14 protein-coding genes and 3 pseudogenes are annotated in these 15,814 nt (G+C 65.7%); 11 read left to right on the top strand and 6 right to left on the bottom strand.

Annotated features, from left to right (window positions below):
• Nucleotides 1-14 precede the first annotated feature (14 nt).
• Nucleotides 15-884: a VIT family protein gene (locus G3I60_RS09835; RefSeq protein ID WP_239069673.1), complete on the top strand. Its 870-nt coding sequence runs from the start codon at nucleotides 15-17 to the stop codon at nucleotides 882-884.
• 38 nt (nucleotides 885-922) lie between these two features.
• Here G3I60_RS09835 and G3I60_RS09830 read toward each other — a convergent pair whose 3' ends face one another.
• Together G3I60_RS09830 and G3I60_RS09825 are read right to left on the bottom strand one after the other, a co-directional pair.
• Nucleotides 923-1,672, bottom strand: a complete 750-nt coding sequence (locus G3I60_RS09830) for a VC0807 family protein (protein ID WP_203672593.1) — start codon at nucleotides 1,670-1,672, stop codon at nucleotides 923-925.
• 138 nt (nucleotides 1,673-1,810) lie between these two features.
• Nucleotides 1,811-2,776, bottom strand: a pseudogene (locus tag G3I60_RS09825) (low temperature requirement protein A); the annotation flags it as partial.
• A 164-nt stretch (nucleotides 2,777-2,940) separates the two neighbouring features.
• Between G3I60_RS09825 and G3I60_RS09820 the strand changes: the two are divergent.
• The 7 genes from G3I60_RS09820 to G3I60_RS09790 all read left to right on the top strand — a co-directional run bounded on the left by G3I60_RS09820 (nucleotide 2,941) and on the right by G3I60_RS09790 (nucleotide 11,386).
• A complete protein-coding gene (locus G3I60_RS09820; RefSeq protein WP_164607004.1) occupies nucleotides 2,941-4,635 on the top strand; it encodes a recombinase family protein in 1,695 nt (564 codons plus the stop codon).
• An 891-nt stretch (nucleotides 4,636-5,526) separates the two neighbouring features.
• Nucleotides 5,527-6,951, top strand: coding sequence for an HK97 family phage prohead protease (locus G3I60_RS09815; protein WP_164607002.1), 1,425 nt, complete (start codon nucleotides 5,527-5,529; stop codon nucleotides 6,949-6,951).
• A 1,179-nt stretch (nucleotides 6,952-8,130) separates the two neighbouring features.
• On the top strand, nucleotides 8,131-8,394 hold the full coding sequence (locus G3I60_RS09810) for a hypothetical protein (protein ID WP_164607000.1): 264 nt from the start codon (nucleotides 8,131-8,133) through the stop codon (nucleotides 8,392-8,394).
• Nucleotides 8,375-8,893: a DUF6879 family protein gene (locus G3I60_RS09805; RefSeq protein WP_164606998.1), complete on the top strand. Its 519-nt coding sequence runs from the start codon at nucleotides 8,375-8,377 to the stop codon at nucleotides 8,891-8,893. Before G3I60_RS09810 ends, G3I60_RS09805 begins: the two co-directional genes overlap by 20 nt.
• A gap of 6 nt (nucleotides 8,894-8,899) precedes the next feature.
• Entirely contained in the window at nucleotides 8,900-9,754 is an 855-nt protein-coding gene (locus tag G3I60_RS09800; protein WP_164606996.1) for a helix-turn-helix transcriptional regulator, read from the top strand.
• A 92-nt stretch (nucleotides 9,755-9,846) separates the two neighbouring features.
• Entirely contained in the window at nucleotides 9,847-10,041 is a 195-nt protein-coding gene (locus G3I60_RS09795; RefSeq protein WP_164606994.1) for a hypothetical protein, read from the top strand.
• A gap of 436 nt (nucleotides 10,042-10,477) precedes the next feature.
• A complete protein-coding gene (locus G3I60_RS09790; RefSeq protein WP_164606992.1) occupies nucleotides 10,478-11,386 on the top strand; it encodes a radical SAM protein in 909 nt (302 codons plus the stop codon).
• 474 nt (nucleotides 11,387-11,860) lie between these two features.
• Here the strand turns inward: G3I60_RS09790 and G3I60_RS09780 are convergent.
• Nucleotides 11,861-12,076: pseudogene (locus G3I60_RS09780) on the bottom strand (low temperature requirement protein A); the annotation flags it as partial.
• Between the two features lie 109 nt (nucleotides 12,077-12,185).
• Between G3I60_RS09780 and G3I60_RS09775 the strand changes: the two are divergent.
• Nucleotides 12,186-12,638, top strand: coding sequence for a group III truncated hemoglobin (locus G3I60_RS09775; RefSeq protein ID WP_164294382.1), 453 nt, complete (start codon nucleotides 12,186-12,188; stop codon nucleotides 12,636-12,638).
• A gap of 27 nt (nucleotides 12,639-12,665) precedes the next feature.
• Here the strand turns inward: G3I60_RS09775 and G3I60_RS09770 are convergent, their stop codons facing one another.
• A complete protein-coding gene (locus G3I60_RS09770; protein ID WP_164294383.1) occupies nucleotides 12,666-13,811 on the bottom strand; it encodes a PLP-dependent cysteine synthase family protein in 1,146 nt (381 codons plus the stop codon).
• 111 nt (nucleotides 13,812-13,922) lie between these two features.
• Here G3I60_RS09770 and G3I60_RS09765 point away from each other — a divergent pair.
• Together G3I60_RS09765 and G3I60_RS09760 are read left to right on the top strand one after the other, a co-directional pair.
• A pseudogene (locus G3I60_RS09765) lies at nucleotides 13,923-14,273 on the top strand (hypothetical protein).
• 79 nt (nucleotides 14,274-14,352) lie between these two features.
• Nucleotides 14,353-14,565 carry a hypothetical protein gene (locus G3I60_RS09760; RefSeq protein ID WP_138354746.1) on the top strand — a complete coding sequence of 71 codons (213 nt, stop codon included), beginning with the start codon at nucleotides 14,353-14,355 and terminating at the stop codon, nucleotides 14,563-14,565.
• A gap of 10 nt (nucleotides 14,566-14,575) precedes the next feature.
• Here G3I60_RS09760 and mscL read toward each other — a convergent pair whose 3' ends face one another.
• Together mscL and G3I60_RS09750 are read right to left on the bottom strand one after the other, a co-directional pair.
• Nucleotides 14,576-15,031 (bottom strand): large conductance mechanosensitive channel protein MscL, encoded by a 456-nt coding sequence (gene mscL / locus G3I60_RS09755; RefSeq protein ID WP_138354745.1) that lies wholly within the window; start codon nucleotides 15,029-15,031, stop codon nucleotides 14,576-14,578.
• A gap of 102 nt (nucleotides 15,032-15,133) precedes the next feature.
• The gene (locus G3I60_RS09750) at nucleotides 15,134-15,598 is read right to left on the bottom strand and encodes a hypothetical protein (RefSeq protein WP_343241933.1); all 465 of its coding nucleotides are present in this window, start codon (nucleotides 15,596-15,598) and stop codon (nucleotides 15,134-15,136) included.
• Nucleotides 15,599-15,814 lie beyond the last annotated feature (216 nt).

Genomic DNA, 15,814 nt, shown 5'->3' with positions numbered 1-15,814 from the left:
GAGACCCTCGCGGCATGAGTGACGGCGGGCAGAACGGCGAGGACAGCGGTGAGCGGGACGGCGGCGCCGGCCCCGTGGAGCAGGGCGAGGTGGAGCAGGGCGAGGTGGAGCAGGGCGAGGTGGAGCACGGCGAGGTGGAGCACGGCGAGGTGGAGCACGGCGAGGTGGAGCACGGCGAGGTGGAGCACGGCGAGCCGCACCACGCGGGCGGGCTCGCGAGCCGGCTGAACTGGCTGCGGGCGGGGGTGCTGGGCGCCAACGACGGAGTCGTGTCGACGGCCGGGCTGGTCGTCGGCGTGGCCGGGGCCACCGACTCCCGTTCGGCGATCCTGACCGCCGGGCTGGCCGGACTGCTGGCCGGATCCCTGTCGATGGCGGCAGGGGAGTACGTCTCGGTCAGCACCCAGCGCGACTCCGAGCAGGCCGCCCTGGCCATGGAGCGCGAGGAGCTGGCCACCGAGCCGAAGGCGGAACTCGCCGAGCTCACCGGTCTGCTGGAGGACCGCGGGCTGACCCGGGAACTCGCCCGCGAGGTCGCGGAGCAGCTCACCGAACGCGACGCCCTCGGCGCGCACGCCCGGGTCGAGCTCGGCATCAACCCCGACGAACTGACCAACCCGTGGCACGCGGCGGCCGCGAGCTTCGCCGCGTTCACCGCGGGGGCGCTCCTGCCGCTGCTGGCGATCGTGCTGCTGCCCCCGCCGCTGCGGCTGTCCGTCACGGTGGTGGCGGTGCTGATCGCGCTCGCGCTGTGCGGCTGGGAGAGCGCGCGGCTGGGCAGCGCGCCGGCCCGCCCCGCCGTCCTGCGGAACATGGCGGGCGGGGCGACGGCGATGGCCGTCACGTACGCGGCAGGATCACTGCTCGGTGCCACGGGTCTCTGACGCGACTCTCCCATGCGATGAGACCCGTGGCGGGGCCATCAGGCTTCGGCCGGAGCTGCCGGACCAACGGAGCCGGCCGGAGCTGCCGGACCGACGGAGCCGGCCGGAGCCGCCGCGGCCTCCGCCGCTTCCGCGGCCACCCGCCGGGCCTCGCCCTTCCTGCCGGTGCGGATCGTGTAGAAGACCAGCCCAGCGGTGAACACGAACGGCAGCACGCCGGAGACGCCCACCATCGTGTCGGTGGAGAGCACGTACGTCAGGGCGATGCGGATGCCGGACTCCACGAGGAAGGTGACGCCCCACACCACCGTCAGCATGCGCTGGGTGGCGCGGAAGCCCGCGTACTTGTCCCACAGGCCGTTCCAGGCCGTGACGCCCGCGTCGGTGCCGTCGGTCGCGAACTTGCGGCCGAAGTAGAAGATCAGCGGCCGCTTGGCGAACAGGCTGAGCAGGAAGGCCAGTCCGAGCAGTCCGGTCAGCGCCGAGTCCTTGATGAACACCATCTTGGTGCTGTTGTAGGCCAGCGCGCTGACCGCGCTCAGCAGCAGCGTTCCGAGGATCATGATGCTGAACTCGTCCAGGCGGCGGTGGATCGCGAAGTACACCACCATCTCCACCACCGGCCAGCCGGAGATGATCAGCAGTGCGGGAACCTGCGCGACACCGTGGTCCGTCAGCATCCCGTAGGTGACCCACGGCAGGATGATGCTGAACAGCACCGTCGGGCCCCAGCTCAGCAGCATCGCTCTGCCGCGGCCCGGCCCGCCCGCCGTATCCGTCTTGATCATTTCCGGCTCCCCCTTGACGTGACACCGCGGCGCCGTGGCGCCCCGCCGCCGTAACGCCGTAATGCCTGGTCAGGCTGGTCGTCGGGGCAGATCGTACGGTCGTGGGGATGCGGTGGGAAGGACTTTGCCCATCCTTGATCAGACCTGTGGGGAGACGCTGCGACGCGCCAGCGTGACCCCGACCGCGACGGTCAGCGCCGACACCACCCCGGCCAGCAGCACCGCCGATTCCCCGGCGAACGTGCAGGCCAGGACCAGCAACGAGGCGACCGGCAGGACGAGTTGCTGGGCGAGGCCGCTCTTGTAGTGCCGGGAGTGCAGCAGCCAGACGGTGAAGAACAGGACGGCGGTCGGCACGGTCACCGCGGCGGAGGCGGCCCGTACCGAGATCTCCGCCTTCCCGACGCTCTGCTCCACGGCCACTTCGAGGCCGGCGCCGATCGCCGCGGCGGAGACGAACACGATGTAGTGGCCGTAACCCCAGGGGATCGCCTCGCGGTTGGAGACCAGGTGCTCCTCGATGGGCACGGCGAAGTAGATCCACCAGGCCGCGAAGACGATCAGCAGCCCGCCGCCCGCGATCGGCAGCAGCTCGGCCACCGCCTCGTGCTCGTCGAGCGCGGACTGCACCGCGACGGTCGCCGCCGCGATCGACTCGCCGAGCACGATGATGGTGAACAGGCCGTACCGCTCGGCGATGTGCTGCGGGTGCCAGGGCGTCTGGTGGCGGCGCTCGGCGAACAGCGGCACCGACAGCTCGACGACGATCAGGCCGAGGAACGCCCACACCTTCGCACCGTCGGGCAGGAAGAGCAGCCCGATCCACCCGAACTGGCAGACGGTGACGCCGAACGCGTACCGCAGCGCGCAGCTGCGCGCGTCACCGGTCTCACCGCGCGCGGCCCGCAGCCACTGCGAGGCCAGCGCCAGCCGCATCACCGAGTAGCCGATCACCGAGATCGTCCAGTCGTTGTCGTCGAAGGCGCGCGGCACGCCGGCGGCGAAGATGAGGACGCCGGTGATCTGCACCAGCGTGGTGATCCGGTACAGCACGTCGTCCGTGTCGTAGGCGGAAGCGAACCAGGAGAAGTTCATCCAGGCCCACCCGTGGACCAACGGAGCAACACCGCCACTGACCTGCGGAAACGTGGTTTCAGGCGGCTCCGAGCGGTCAAGGGACCTCAAAGGTTCTCGACGCCAACGCGGGCTGGCCAGGAAACCCAAGCGCTCCGGAGGAAGGGACGGCCACCTCCGAGGAGCGGATGAGCATGGAACGCAGTGACCTCCCGACCCTGCGCGCAATGGGGTTCAAGGATGACGAACTACAGCGCTTGGGTCTGTGGGAAGCGCCGAGCGGAACTCCGGCTGAACTCGCCGAAATGTACGTGCGGCGAAGCAAGAAGAAAGACACCCTTTCGACTCTCCGGCAGCAAGTGCGCGAGATGCTTGGATATGCAACTGCGGAAGGCAAGCGCGTCAGGCACATCTGGTTTGAGCAGCGCTCGGCCAGTAAGGCGCACGTCCGACGTGAAGAGTTCGACAGCGCAACCGGCGCCGTGATAAGCGGACTCTCAAAAACTCTGTACGTCTACAAGACAAGTCGTCTTTCTCGACGTGGCATGGGTCAGGTAGGTCCGCTTCTTGATCTGTTCGACCAGCGTAGGGCGCGAATTGTAATGACCGTTGAGAAGATCGATTCTTCCAAGGGTTCGCGGATGGTCCTTGCCATCCTGAGTGAGCAGGCACGCGAGCAAGCTGCCGAAATCGCACACTGGACGAAAGTCGGCGGAGACGCACATAAAGCGGAGGGTCGCTGGCCAGGCGGCGTAACGCCGTACGGCTTGGAATGCCCAAAGGGAACAGGAAAGTTGCGTGCGAAGCCCTCTGAGTACAAGTACGCCCGCCCTCTGATTGCCGAGCGGCTGCTCAAGATGGTAACTCCGGCCGAAATCGCCGAGGACTTGAATAGGAGGAATATCCCTACCCGCAAGGGCAAGAAGTGGCGAGCGCAGACAGTAATTCAGCTTGCCCAGTCTCCAAGTTGGGCGGGTCTCATCCCGAACCGCGAACGTCAAGTGGACGACTTCGGCTCTCCCATCGACAAATGGCACCGAGCAGGAGAACCCCTAATAGGACCGAACGGTCACCCCGTGCAGGCCGGAGAGGGAGTTGTAACGTTCGCCGAATGGGAAAAGATCAGAGCCATAATTTCCGGACGTTCCCGCCCGGGTACAAGCATCGGTGATCGGACACGCGGCGTGCGAAAAGCCGTAACCATCATGACCGGCACTCTCCGCTGTCCGCACTGTAAAGGGCTAATGGGTAACGGCGGAAGGAATTATCGTTGCCTTGCACGCATCAATCAGGGCCCATCCGTGTGTAAGGGAGTAGCCACAATGCGTGGGCGCGTAGACGACGCAATGGCAATGCTCTGGGCAAATCACATTCTAAGCTTGCCGCCCGAGTCCGCCACTATCATGGCAATTGCTCAGCGATGGCTGTCATACCAAGACCCAGCGAAGGAAGCGCGGAAGCAGGCAGTCTCTGCGGCTTTGGATAACGCCGTTTCTCGCGAACTCAAACTCAACAAGGAGTTCTTCCTTGGGGGTGGAATGGATGAAACGCAATTCGAGACGCTACGCGGAGACCTGGCCGCGCAGATCACAGGCTTGAAGACGGAAATCGCTCGATTGGGGAAGGCGCCCGACCTGACACCATTGATGTCCGGCGAGGCTTTGTCGATCCTTTGGGACGGGGCGGGAATCGACGGACGGCGGGCGCTGATACAGGCGGCTCTCAAAAGCGTGACTGTATTGCCTGCAAAGGCGCGCGGGGATAAGACTCCGATTGCTGCGCGGCTCGTTCCAGAGTGGCGAGACAAGAGCGATGCACGAAATATTCATGCGGCCCTCTCCTACGTGGAGAAGTGCAGGAAGCGAAAGCAGGACGGCGAGGCTGCCTAAGTCATTCGCCGACGGCCCGTTACCGACTTACTCGGTGGCGGGCCGTCTGCATGTCCAAGGTAGGTAACCGGGACACTCTCTCTCACTTGCATGGCGAAACACGGCAGAACTCGACCGGCCCAGCAAACCATTACGACGGTATACGCCGTGCAGAAACGGAGTTACGTCGAAATACGACAGGGAGCCAGCATGGATACAACGCAATTCGCCGAACTCATCAGAAAGCTACGGGCAGCCGAGACCGCCGCATGGGAGGCCATGGGCGGACAGCAGGAAAAAGCTGCCATGGCGCACGTGCTGATACAAGGCGCCCTGTGGTCCGCTGAAGCCATGGCGGGCGGCAAGCCATGCCAGGGGCCCGAATGCCCGTCAACGGTTGCGTACGGTGGCAAGGGAAGGCCCGCGCGGTTCTGTGGTCGGCCCTGTCGTGACCGCGCTGCCTACCGAACGAAGCGTCAGCGGGGGTGAGTGCGGTGAAGCGGTGAAACTTAGGTCTTTTTTGTAGTCCTTTAAGAAACCCACGAGGAATACAAAAGAGACCCTTGTTTCACCGCTTCACCGCAAGTGGTCGGCGTCACTCCGCCGAATGATGTCCGCCGTACTTCAAAGTCCCAGAATCAGGCAACCGTCACGCTCTAGTAAGGGTGGGGCAGAGGAGTGCGCGCACAGACAGAGGGCTAGAGGGCTTCGCTTGAACGGACCAGTGCACCACGTGGTGCACTGCTTCCCAGGTCAGCGCGCTACACGCCCTCGTTGACACGCGCCGCACTCGCCCCCTTTCTGCGCATGGCGGTGCGCCTATGAACTTGCCCGGATCTCTCGCGAATGCTGCTGCCACAGCGTGCGAGAGGTCCGGGCTTTCTCTATTTGGGGGCCGCTTTGACTACAGCCATGGAAACCCGCGCCCTTGTGCGCGCTCTATCCGCGCGCAGTGCAGGAAGTGTTCTGACGCTGCGCGGCTACGGAATCGTTTTCAATTCGCCGTCCCGGCCAATGGGATTCCCGTCGTTCATAGAACAGATCAGCCCCGCCGCTTGGAAGCCGGAAAATGACGCGACCGACGTTCTCTGTACATTCGACCATGACTCAAAGAACTATCTCGGCCGTCGTTCCGCTGGAACCCTTCGCCTTGGCGCCGACAGCACCGGCGTGTGGTTCGAATGCGATCTGCCTAATACGGCTGCTGGTCGCGATATTCACGCACTCGTAAAGCGTGGCGACGTAGCCGGATGCTCATTCACGTTCGCGGTCGAGGATGACGAGTGGTCGCAGGCGGCGGACGGGACACCCTTCCGTACCGTTACGCGAATGCGAGTTGTCGAGCTAGGGCCGGTCCTCAATCCCGCCTACCCGGATACGTCCGTGGCCGTGCGCTCAATGCGCGGGGCAGGCATCGCCGTTTCTAAGGAGTCTGACATCATGAGCGAAATCTATCCGTCTGGTGTTTCGGGCGTTCTGACAGAGCATGCCGACCGCTCTCGCGCCGAAGTCAAGGTATTTGGGCGGGCGTTTGCTGAGACCCGAGACGCTGACTGGGTCGACGCGACAGCATCCGGGTACGCTCCCACGATCCTTTCCGCTGCCGGTAAGGGATCGAAGCTGATTGCAAAGGTAGTGAGTTTCCCCTTTGCCCGGCAGCGCGGCTACGTTCCTATTGCTCCGAAGGTCACTGCTGTAATCCAAGCTAGGAACGAGAAGGCCACATTCATTGAGAACGAGGTGACCGCCCCCGATTTTCAGGCCGTCAAGATTACGGCCATGGTGAGCATTGACAAGGATGTTCTTACCGACGTTCCGCCCACGGAAATAGCAATCAACACAAGCCTTGCCGCCGCCATCGGCCAACGAATAGACCACATCCTGATTAATGGCGGAACGGACGGAGACGTGACGATCACGGGAATGATTGCGGACGGAACATCTACCACGGTTGCCGCCATCGGATTTGATGAACTTGCCGATGCCGTCGCCCGGATTGAGGACTCTCGCGGTGAGGCTGTCGCAATCATCGGTCGGCCCAGTTCAATTGCCGCTATCCGCAAGCGAGTAGACGGCAGCAAGCTCGGCGAACTTCCTGAGCTGATTAGCATTCCTGACCTGGCGGACGGAACGATCGGAATTCCCGCTAACACGGTCCTCGTCGCAGACCTCTCGGCTGTGGCCGTCGCGCTGCGCAAGAACCTTGAGGTCCTAAAGTCCGAGCGGGAGCCCGAGGCATTCAAGCGGGACCGTGTGTTTATCGCGGGGCGTGCGCGCATTTCGTCCGTTGTGCTTGCCGACCTTGCACGGGTCCAGGTTCTCAAGGTGGGCCCGTAATGGCAGAACGAACAGCACGGCAGGATCGCGAATCGGCCTTCCTGGAAAGTGCGGCTAGCAAAGCCGAGGAAGCGGGATACCCGCACTGCCTTCCCTGCATCGTCGGAGGGTGCTCTAAAGATGGCGAACCGATCAGATACTACCCGCCGGAACAAGTGGACATTGTCGAGCCGGAGTTGGTGCGCAAGCGATGCGGTGTGAAAATCCCAGCCGGTAAGAAATCGGGGCTGTCACTCGCTTGCAAGGAGTGCCAGAGCGCACTTCATTGGATGGGGGTGTTTCTCGTTGACTAGGGCGCGCATGCTGGAAAAGCTCAGGTGCTGGATTGCGGTTGTCCACCCTAGGTATGTCAGCCGTGAGCCTCTGCTAATTGCGTCAGCCGCCCGAATGGAGAGCTTTGGCCGACGTGGCATCCACCTTCGTTGCGAGAGCTGCGATGGAAAGGGCCCGGTATCGGCCCTGGTTTTGGCGTGGGGGTTGCCTCTCCGCGAAGGTGGGCAGAGGGAGCGCCACAACATACGAATGGTGTGCGTCGGCTGTTGGCGCGAGACAGGAAGAACCGATGGACTCTCCATCCTTGAAGGCGCGGCCCTCTACCGCAGGAGCAGAGTGCATGAGAACCAGAAAGTCATCTGCCTTTGATGCGCGCGGTGGGGTGGGGCGGGGCGGTCGGAAAGTTCGGGAGATAGGACCGCTGGCAATCCCGGCTCAAGCTCCCAATGCGCACGCTAGGTGTAGCTCCGGACCCCGGCCCCCCAACCGCCCCAACCCTTGCTAATGCTGGCTTGGGGACGGTTGGGGCATGCGAGAAAGGCACCCGTAAGAGGTCGTTAAGCCCTCGGAAGGTGGTGTCAACGTGCCCCGAAGCAAGGCAGAAGACTGGCGAACCAGTCGCTGCCGCTGAACCCTGCCCCGCGCCTACTCGCTTCGTCGCGGGCAGGTGCGGGGCCATCTTGCGTTGATCACATGGCGTGATCAACGGGTGGACCCTGCGGGCTTTGTGTCCGGTTCTGGGAGGAAAATTTGACCCTCCGGCCGGCCGGACTCTGCTATACGGAGAGTGATGATCGCCTCATCCTCGACGCCAATATCATCGGGCTAGAGGCACCCTTGACGTACTACGCCGCATGGGTAACTCTCGTGCAATCAAGTGCAATTGGATCGACAGAGGGAGAGGCCATGCGCTTGCGTTTCCTAGGGATCATCCCGAACACGCCCGTAGACGACTCACCAACAATCTGGCTGGACACCGACACGGGGGATCTGCTGATTCAGTCGTACAAGGCCACGGACGACGAGGTGAAGGCGTGCCAGGAGATCGGTTCAATTCCTGGTCACAGCACAGACGTACCCGATCATGAGACGACGATTCGACTTCCTGCTGTGATGCTGAAGTACATCCCGCGACCGGAGGACAGCGACAGTGAAGTTCCCCGTACGTGAAGGGATCTCCAAGGCGCAGCACTCTGCCGTGCACTTGGAAATGCGTGATAGCTACACCCCCGACGATCCGGAATTCGCGCGCTGGCGTGCTGGCTACCGGTACCACTCGGACCCTGCGAGGCTCCCGGATTGGTGGGGCACATGGCACGACCTAGCGCAAGAGACAACGGCGCGCGGGGTTGTCATGCGTCGGGCCCGCATCATCTCGGAACCGACCACGGACTACATCAGGTATGAGCATGATCTGACGTTCGCAAACGTGGCAGCGGGTGAACTGGTGCGCTGGCTTCCCCGCCGCAAGGCTGCTGACATTCCGCTACCGGGTACGGACCTGTGGATGTTCGACAGCGAGTCGGTGTTGTTCACGTACTTCTCCGGCGTCGGGGAAGTCGTTGATCGGGAATGGCGGACCGAACCGGAAGTTGTCCAACTAGTCGCGTCCGCCTTTGACTTGGTGTGGAGTCGGGCGACGCCTCACGAGGAGTACGAGCCGGTCTAGTGAGCCATGCCCCAGTCAGCGTCATCTAGCGTCCAGCAAGCCCGGCAAACCCTTGCCAACCGCCTTCGGGAGTTGGTTAGGGATGCCGGGCTTGAAGGCAAGGACCTTGCCGCCCTGTGCGGCTGGCATCCGTCCAAGGTGTCCCGGATCTCGACAGCCAAGGCGCAGCCCAGTGCCGACGATATTCGGGCGTGGTGTCGTGCGTGTGGCGCGGAGAGTCAGGCAGAGGACTTGATTGCCTGGCTGCGTGCCGTTGAAGGCATGTGGGTGGAATGGCGTCGCATGGAGCGCACAGGACTCAAACGGGCACAGGAGTCAGTCCAACCATTGTTCGAGCGCACCCGCTGGTTCCGGGCTTACTCATCCTGGCTTGTGCCCGGCTTGGTCCAGACGCACGGCTATACCGAGGCCGTATTGCGCGCTGTGCAGCGGAGACGGGTTCCGATTGATGACGTTGCCGAAGCTGTGGCCGTCCGCATGGAACGTCAGCATGTGTTGTACGAGGGGCAACGACGCTTTGCATTCCTAATTGAGGAGTCCGTATTGAGGAGCGGATACGGCGACGCCGATACTCAAGCGGAACAGCTAGAGCGTCTGTCTTCCCTCGTTGACGGCGAGTTGCCGCACGTGAGTTTGGGTGTGGTTCCCACTCGGCTAGAGCGAGCCCGTATGCCGGTAGAGGGCTTCGGAATCTACGACAAGGCACAAGTGAGCGTTGAGCTTGTGTCCGGCTACCTCACGATCACGCAGCCCAGCGAGGTAGCGGCCTACGCGGATACGTTCGCGACGCTGGCCGACATGGCCGTCTACGGCAACAAAGCCCGCGCGTTGATCACCAGGGCCCGTAACTCTCTCGTGTGATCCGCGCGCAATCGTCCGCAATCGGCTGTGAGTTTTGGCGCTGCCGTTCCTAGCGTTGTGGCATCGGACCACGCAAGGGGACGGCGGCGATCATGAAGACGCAGACGACGCAGGAACAGCCCGTGGAACTCCCGCTCCGATTGGACAGCGATCCGCAGCCGGTACCGGGGTGCGCGCTGTGCGACAACGTCGCTATGGAGCGCGACCGGGCCAAGGCGAACGGTGACGCAAGCGGGGTGAGCGACTGCCACGTCAGGATGCGCCGACACCAAGAGGGCACGCACTGATGGTCGCGCCTGCCGTAGAGCCGCACAAGCGCCGTACGCCGCCTCTCCCGGACCCCGAGTTAGTCAGCCTCATAGATGACCCTGACGGCCCGTACGCGGGCTCCCCGGCCGGTTGGTGGACGCAGTACGGCGGAGCGCTGGACGTTGCCTCAGGCGTTGTCTATCTCCCCGGCCCAACGCATCCCCCATCCCTGTTCCACCCCAAGGGGTGCCCACACTGTCTCTTACGGGGCAGCGCATGAGGTATATCCGCCGCTTCGGCTGGTCCGCGTATGTCTTCACAGTCGCCGTACTTGTTGCGGCAATTCCGACGCTGGCCGCTACCGGTCACCTTTGATCTCCCGCCCCTGCCGGACGTAACCGGACTCGTTCCCCCGCGCATTCGGAATCTCGGCAGGGGCGGGGCACGAACTACCAACGGTCGCAAGGAGTCTCGATGAGCGCTGCCCGAAACCAACTCTTATTCGCGTGGCTAGAGGTGACGGGACTCTGCAACGAGTTCTGTGAGCACTGCTACGCCGACAGCGGGCCCAAGGGAACACATGGCAGCATGACGGTTCAAGACTGGTTGACCGTGATTGATCAGCTTGCGGATATGGGCACGCTCGATGTCCAGTTCATCGGCGGTGAACCGACTCTCTACCCGAGTCTCCCTGTACTCATCAAGCACGCCCATGGGCGCGGCCTCGGTATCGAGGTGTTCTCGAACATGACCCACATCCGCTCCGAACTGTGGGACGCGTTCGCGGAACACGGCGTCAAGCTCGCTACGTCGTACTACTCGGATGCTGCCGCAGAGCACGACCAGGTGACACAACTTCGGGGTTCCCACAAGAAGACCCGTGCCAACGTTCAAAAGGCGTTGGACCTCGGTATCCCGCTGCGAGGCGGAGTAGTCGCCGTGCGGGACGGACAACGTGTCCAGGAAGCGGCGCAGGACCTCACGGCGCTCGGTGTCGCCACAGTCGGCGGAGACCGGACACGCGCATTCGGACGGGCAAGCAACGGAGCCGCGCCGACCATTGCGGATCTGTGCGGCCACTGTGCCCGCGAGAAATGCGCCATCGGCCCGACCGGCGACGTGTGGCCATGCGTCCTCGGTCGATTCCTCAACATCGGCAATGTACGGGAAAGGCCGATTGCCGACATCTGGGGCGGGGCGCTGATGAACGGCGTTGCAGCCGACATTGCAGCGGTACACGGGGCAGGCGTCCAGGCGTGTACTCCCCCGCAGTTTCTGCCAATGTGCGGTCCGTGCGGCCCGTGTGTTCCATCGGTGGGGCACTGCGACCCGAAAGAGGCAGACAGCGCGGCAGGCGCGGCTACGATCGGCGCACCGGTTTGAGACTCAGGAGCGCGCCAATGGATGATCACGGGGACGACTTCGGTAAGTGGGATTCGGAGCCCACCTCCAGCGCAGTGCAGCGGACCGAGGAAGAATGGACCGTCATTGCCGGGTACATCAGGCACGCTGCGAACAAGGTTGGCCCGGTGCTCCCGCTGTGCCTGCCGGGCGAACCCCAAGAGTGCGGCCGTACCGCGCAACAACACGTCTTGGCCTGGTCGGCGCATCTCAAGGCGGTGGCCCATCACCTGATCGAGCAGTCGGCCCCGAGTCAGGCACGGGCGGCTCACGTGGCCGGACCCCTGTACCAGCGGCGGCTAGGTGACCTGCGGGCGCAGGACGCGCCTGGGAGCGCTCAGTACTGACCAGAACGGCCCCGCTCGTGTGCTGCCCCTGTGGCGCACGGGCGCGGCTTTTCTGCGTTCATCACCGCTGGTCAGACGCCTCGCGGTAACCTGTTGCTCTGTTGGTTCACGCCCACCAGATACCGAAGAACACCAGCAGATAGCCGACGACCCCGTTGCCGGGATGGCCCGCGGCCAGCGCGTGCACCAGCCGGGCGCCCGCCTGGGCGACGGCGACCACGAAGCAGAGGTCGAAGAAGAGCTCGAGCGGGGTCGAGGCCCGGTGCGCCTCGTCACGGCTGCGGGCGGTCATACGGCGGAACGCGGCGCCGGCGGGGTTGCTCATGGAGGCCACCTTGCGGCAGAACCCGCGCGAGGAACACCATGGCACGCTGCCGTATCCGGGTCTTTCGGCCCTGGCGGCCGGTCCGCCCCACACGGACCCTGGAAGGACCATGGTCACTGCCAAGCCCGACATCGCCGACCGCGCCGACCTCGGCACGCTGCTGCGCCGCTTCTACGAGGCGGCGCTTGCCGACCGGCTGATCGGCCCGTACTTCACCGAGATCGCGGGCCTCGACCTCGAGGACCACCTCCCCAGGATCACCGACTTCTGGGAACGCGCCCTGCTCCGGACGGCCGAGTACAGCGGCAACGCCTTCGCCCCGCACGCCGCCCTGCACGACACCCGGCCGATGACCGCCGAGCACTTCGGCCGCTGGGTCCAGCTGTGGCGCGCCTCCGTCGACGGGCTGTACGCGGGCCCCAACGCGGACCACGCCAAGGCGCAGGGCGAACGGATAGCCCTGTCGATGCTGCGCCGGCTGTCGGGGACCGACGCCTCCACCGAGGGATCCGGCCCCGGCTTCGTGCCGCTCGCCGCCGTGCGGCTCCGCACGGAGGCCTGACGGCGCCGGTCCCCGGCCCGCTGAGCGTCAGACGGCCTGCGCGGCGTGCTCGCTGACGGGCGCGACGGTGCTGGGCGCGACGGTGCTGAGTTCGCCCGTCGTGAGGAAGTGCTCGATCCGCGCGGTGAACGGGGCGATGTCGATGCCCTGCGCGGCCAGCCACTCGTCCGAGTAGTACTTCTCCAGGTACCGCTCGCCGGGGTCGCACAACAGCCCCACCACGCTGCCCTGTTCGCCGGCCGCCCGCATGTCGGAGATGATCCGGAAGGCGGCCCACAGGCCGGTGCCGGTGGAGGCGCCGGCCTTGCGTCCCAGCAGCCGTTCCAGCACGCGGATACAGGCGACGGACGCGGCGTCCGGCACCCGCATCATGCGGTCGATCGCCCCGGGGACGAAGCTCGGCTCCACCCGCTGGCGGCCGATGCCCTCGATGCGGGAGCCGCGGTCGGTGACGACGTCCGGGTCGTCCGACTGCCAGCTGGGGAAGAACGCGGAGTTCTCCGGGTCGGCGACACAGACCCCGGTGTCCTGCTGGGTGTAGTGGACGAAGCGGGCGATGGTGGCGGACGTTCCGCCGGTGCCGGCGGTCGCGACGATCCAGGCCGGGACGGGGTGCCGCTCCAGCGCCAGCTGCCGGAAGATCGAGTCGGCGATGTTGTTGTTGCCGCGCCAGTCGGTGGCGCGCTCGGCGTACGTGAACTGGTCCATGTAGTGGCCGCCCGATTCGGCCGCGAGCCGCACCGCCACCTCGTAGACCTCACAGGGGTCGTCGACGAGATGACATCGGCCGCCGTGGAACTCGATCAGGTCGATCTTGGAGCGCACGGTGCTCTTCGCCATCACGGCGATGAACGGCACCCCGATCAGCTTCGCGAAGTACGCCTCGGAGACCGCCGTCGAGCCGCTGGACGCCTCGATGACCGGCTTCCCGGGGCGGATCCAGCCGTTGCACAGCCCGTACAGGAACAGCGAGCGGGCCAGCCGGTGCTTGAGCGAGCCGGTCGGGTGCGTCGACTCGTCCTTCAGATACAGGTCGATGCCCCACTCGGCCGGCAGCGGCACCGACAGCAGATGGGTGTCGGCGGACCGGTTGGCGTCGGCCTGCACCTTGCCGACGGCGTCCTTGAGCCAGTTCCGGTACACCGGGTCACGCCGGTCGATGTCGAGTTCCATGGCCCCAGGTATAGCTGGCGGGGTGTCCCAAACCGGCGCTTGGGGTTTCTCCCCGCTGACGCTTGGGGGCCGTTGGGCCGCCGCGGCCGGTGACCTTCGCGGAACGATCAGGTGGCCAACGCGCCCTACCACCCCGGCAGCGACCGGCCACGGCTGAACCGGCCGGTGCGCGAGCGCTCCCCCCGGATCCGCCCGACCAGCGGCTACGGCGACCCCCGGGTGCGCCACACCGGCCCCGGTCCCGGCGCCGGCACCGACCAGGACCCGGAGTGCTCCGCCAAGCTCTCCGCCCGGCCGGCGCCGGCGATCACGGTCGTCATCGGCCAGCTGTGAGCGCTGTCCATCGCCGTCAATGAGTGGATGCGGGGCGACACGTCCATCGCCTGGTGGTGCGCCGGCTTCCTCGGGGTGTCCTTCCTGGTGGTGCCCGGTATCTGGCTGCTCGGCCCGAAGGACCGATGACCGTAGGACCGCGCGGGGCGGCCCGGTGCGCGCGAGGACGCGGAGCCGCCCGGCAGGCCCGCGGCCGTACCCTGGAGGCATGAGCACCGCTCCCGCACCCGAGTCCGACCCCCGGCCCGAAGCACGGCCCGGTAAGCCGCGGCGCGACCCCGCCGCCGCGCTGGTCTTCGACGACCCGCTCAGCCGGCAGTCGTCCGACGACACGGACGGGGGCTGGGGCGAGCGCCCGTCGGGCGGCGGGAACGACGACCTCGCCCGCTTCCTCGACGAGAAGCCCCCGCACCACATCTGATCCAGGTGGCTCAGCTGCGCTGGGACACCATGACGTCGCGGATCTCGCGCAGCAGCGCCACCTCGGCGGCCTCCGCCTCCGCGTGCACCACGGCCTCCTGCCGGGCCCGCGCTGCCTTCTTCGCCAGGTAGCGGGACATCGGCAGCACCATCAGGAAATAGACCACCGCGGCAGTGATCACGAACGTGAGGACCGCGCTGAGCACCGAGCCCCACAGGATCGGAATACCGCTCACCGCGTCGCCCGCGTCGTTCACCACGCACGGGCCCTTGAGGCACGACCGGTAGTGCTCCAGATCCTTGGTGCCGAACGCACCGACCAGGGGATTGATGACGCCCTTGACCACGGAGCTCACGACGCTGGTGAACGCGGCACCGATGACGACGGCGACGGCCAGGTCGATCACGTTCCCGCGCATCAGGAATTCCTTGAAGCCGCCCAGGACCCCGGTCTTCTCGTCGCTCATTGAATTCTCTCTTTCCCCGCACACAGGTGACGGCACAGCAAGGCCCGCAACCTATGGCATTCCGGGAGTGAGGTGTCCAATCCGTACACACGAAAGAGTGAGTCAACACAGCGTCACCGCCAGGGGAGTTGACGCTGCCGCGCCGATGATCGCAGCAGCCGTCCGGCGCGGCACCGCCAGCACGATCAGCGCGCCCTCACCGATGCGTCCGGCCGCCTCGCCGCCGTCCGCCGGCACGGACACCACCGGCGCCGCAACGGCCACCACCCGGTCGGCGGCCAGCACGTCCACCCGGTCGCCGGGCCGTAACAGCCGCACCGCCGCCGCGTCCGCGATCCGCACCGGCGCCCGCACCGTGTCCGGGGCGTCGCGCACGTCCTGAGCTGCTGTCGCATCGCGACCGGATGCTATGGCCCGCGCGCCCCGGGCGTCCTGTGCGGCAGTCGCCGCCGGGGGTACGTGTGGTTCACCGCGTGGTGCCTGGGAGTCCGCGCGCGGGGCGATGGCCGCCAGCGCGGCGGCGGCCATCGCCAGCCCCGCGGCCACGGCCCGGCGCTTGCGGTGCACCGGCCTCCACAGCCGGATCCGCCCGCGCCCGCCACCGGCCCGGATCGGCTGGAAGGACGGCACGACGCAGCGCGGGAGCGCGTAGGAATCCGGGGGAGTGGGAGCAGGAGAAGGGGATGCGGCGGGAGAGGGAGAGGGATTGGGAAATGCGGGCACGGCGACCACCGCCTCTTAGGGATCTCTGCGACTGGGATCCCTACGATCCCGCACCCGGCT

Origin of the sequence: Streptomyces sp. SID13666 (genome assembly GCF_010548325.1) — a bacterium.
Lineage (GTDB): Bacteria > Actinomycetota > Actinomycetes > Streptomycetales > Streptomycetaceae > Actinacidiphila > Actinacidiphila fildesensis.
Note: the sequence above shows the minus strand (reverse complement) of the source record. Positions and strands in the feature narration are given on the sequence as shown.

Coding starts and splice junctions, on each gene's coding strand:
- G3I60_RS09835 (WP_239069673.1), top strand. CDS start 15: ATGAGTGACGGCGGGCAGAACGGCGAGGACAGCGGTGAGCGGGACGGC.
- G3I60_RS09795 (WP_164606994.1), top strand. CDS start 9,847: ATGAAGACGCAGACGACGCAGGAACAGCCCGTGGAACTCCCGCTCCGA.
- G3I60_RS09830 (WP_203672593.1), bottom strand. CDS start 1,672: ATGATCAAGACGGATACGGCGGGCGGGCCGGGCCGCGGCAGAGCGATG.
- G3I60_RS09810 (WP_164607000.1), top strand. CDS start 8,131: ATGCGCTTGCGTTTCCTAGGGATCATCCCGAACACGCCCGTAGACGAC.
- G3I60_RS09775 (WP_164294382.1), top strand. CDS start 12,186: ATGGTCACTGCCAAGCCCGACATCGCCGACCGCGCCGACCTCGGCACG.
- G3I60_RS09820 (WP_164607004.1), top strand. CDS start 2,941: ATGGAACGCAGTGACCTCCCGACCCTGCGCGCAATGGGGTTCAAGGAT.
- G3I60_RS09800 (WP_164606996.1), top strand. CDS start 8,900: ATGCCCCAGTCAGCGTCATCTAGCGTCCAGCAAGCCCGGCAAACCCTT.
- G3I60_RS09790 (WP_164606992.1), top strand. CDS start 10,478: ATGAGCGCTGCCCGAAACCAACTCTTATTCGCGTGGCTAGAGGTGACG.
- G3I60_RS09760 (WP_138354746.1), top strand. CDS start 14,353: ATGAGCACCGCTCCCGCACCCGAGTCCGACCCCCGGCCCGAAGCACGG.
- G3I60_RS09815 (WP_164607002.1), top strand. CDS start 5,527: ATGGAAACCCGCGCCCTTGTGCGCGCTCTATCCGCGCGCAGTGCAGGA.
- G3I60_RS09770 (WP_164294383.1), bottom strand. CDS start 13,811: ATGGAACTCGACATCGACCGGCGTGACCCGGTGTACCGGAACTGGCTC.
- mscL (WP_138354745.1), bottom strand. CDS start 15,031: ATGAGCGACGAGAAGACCGGGGTCCTGGGCGGCTTCAAGGAATTCCTG.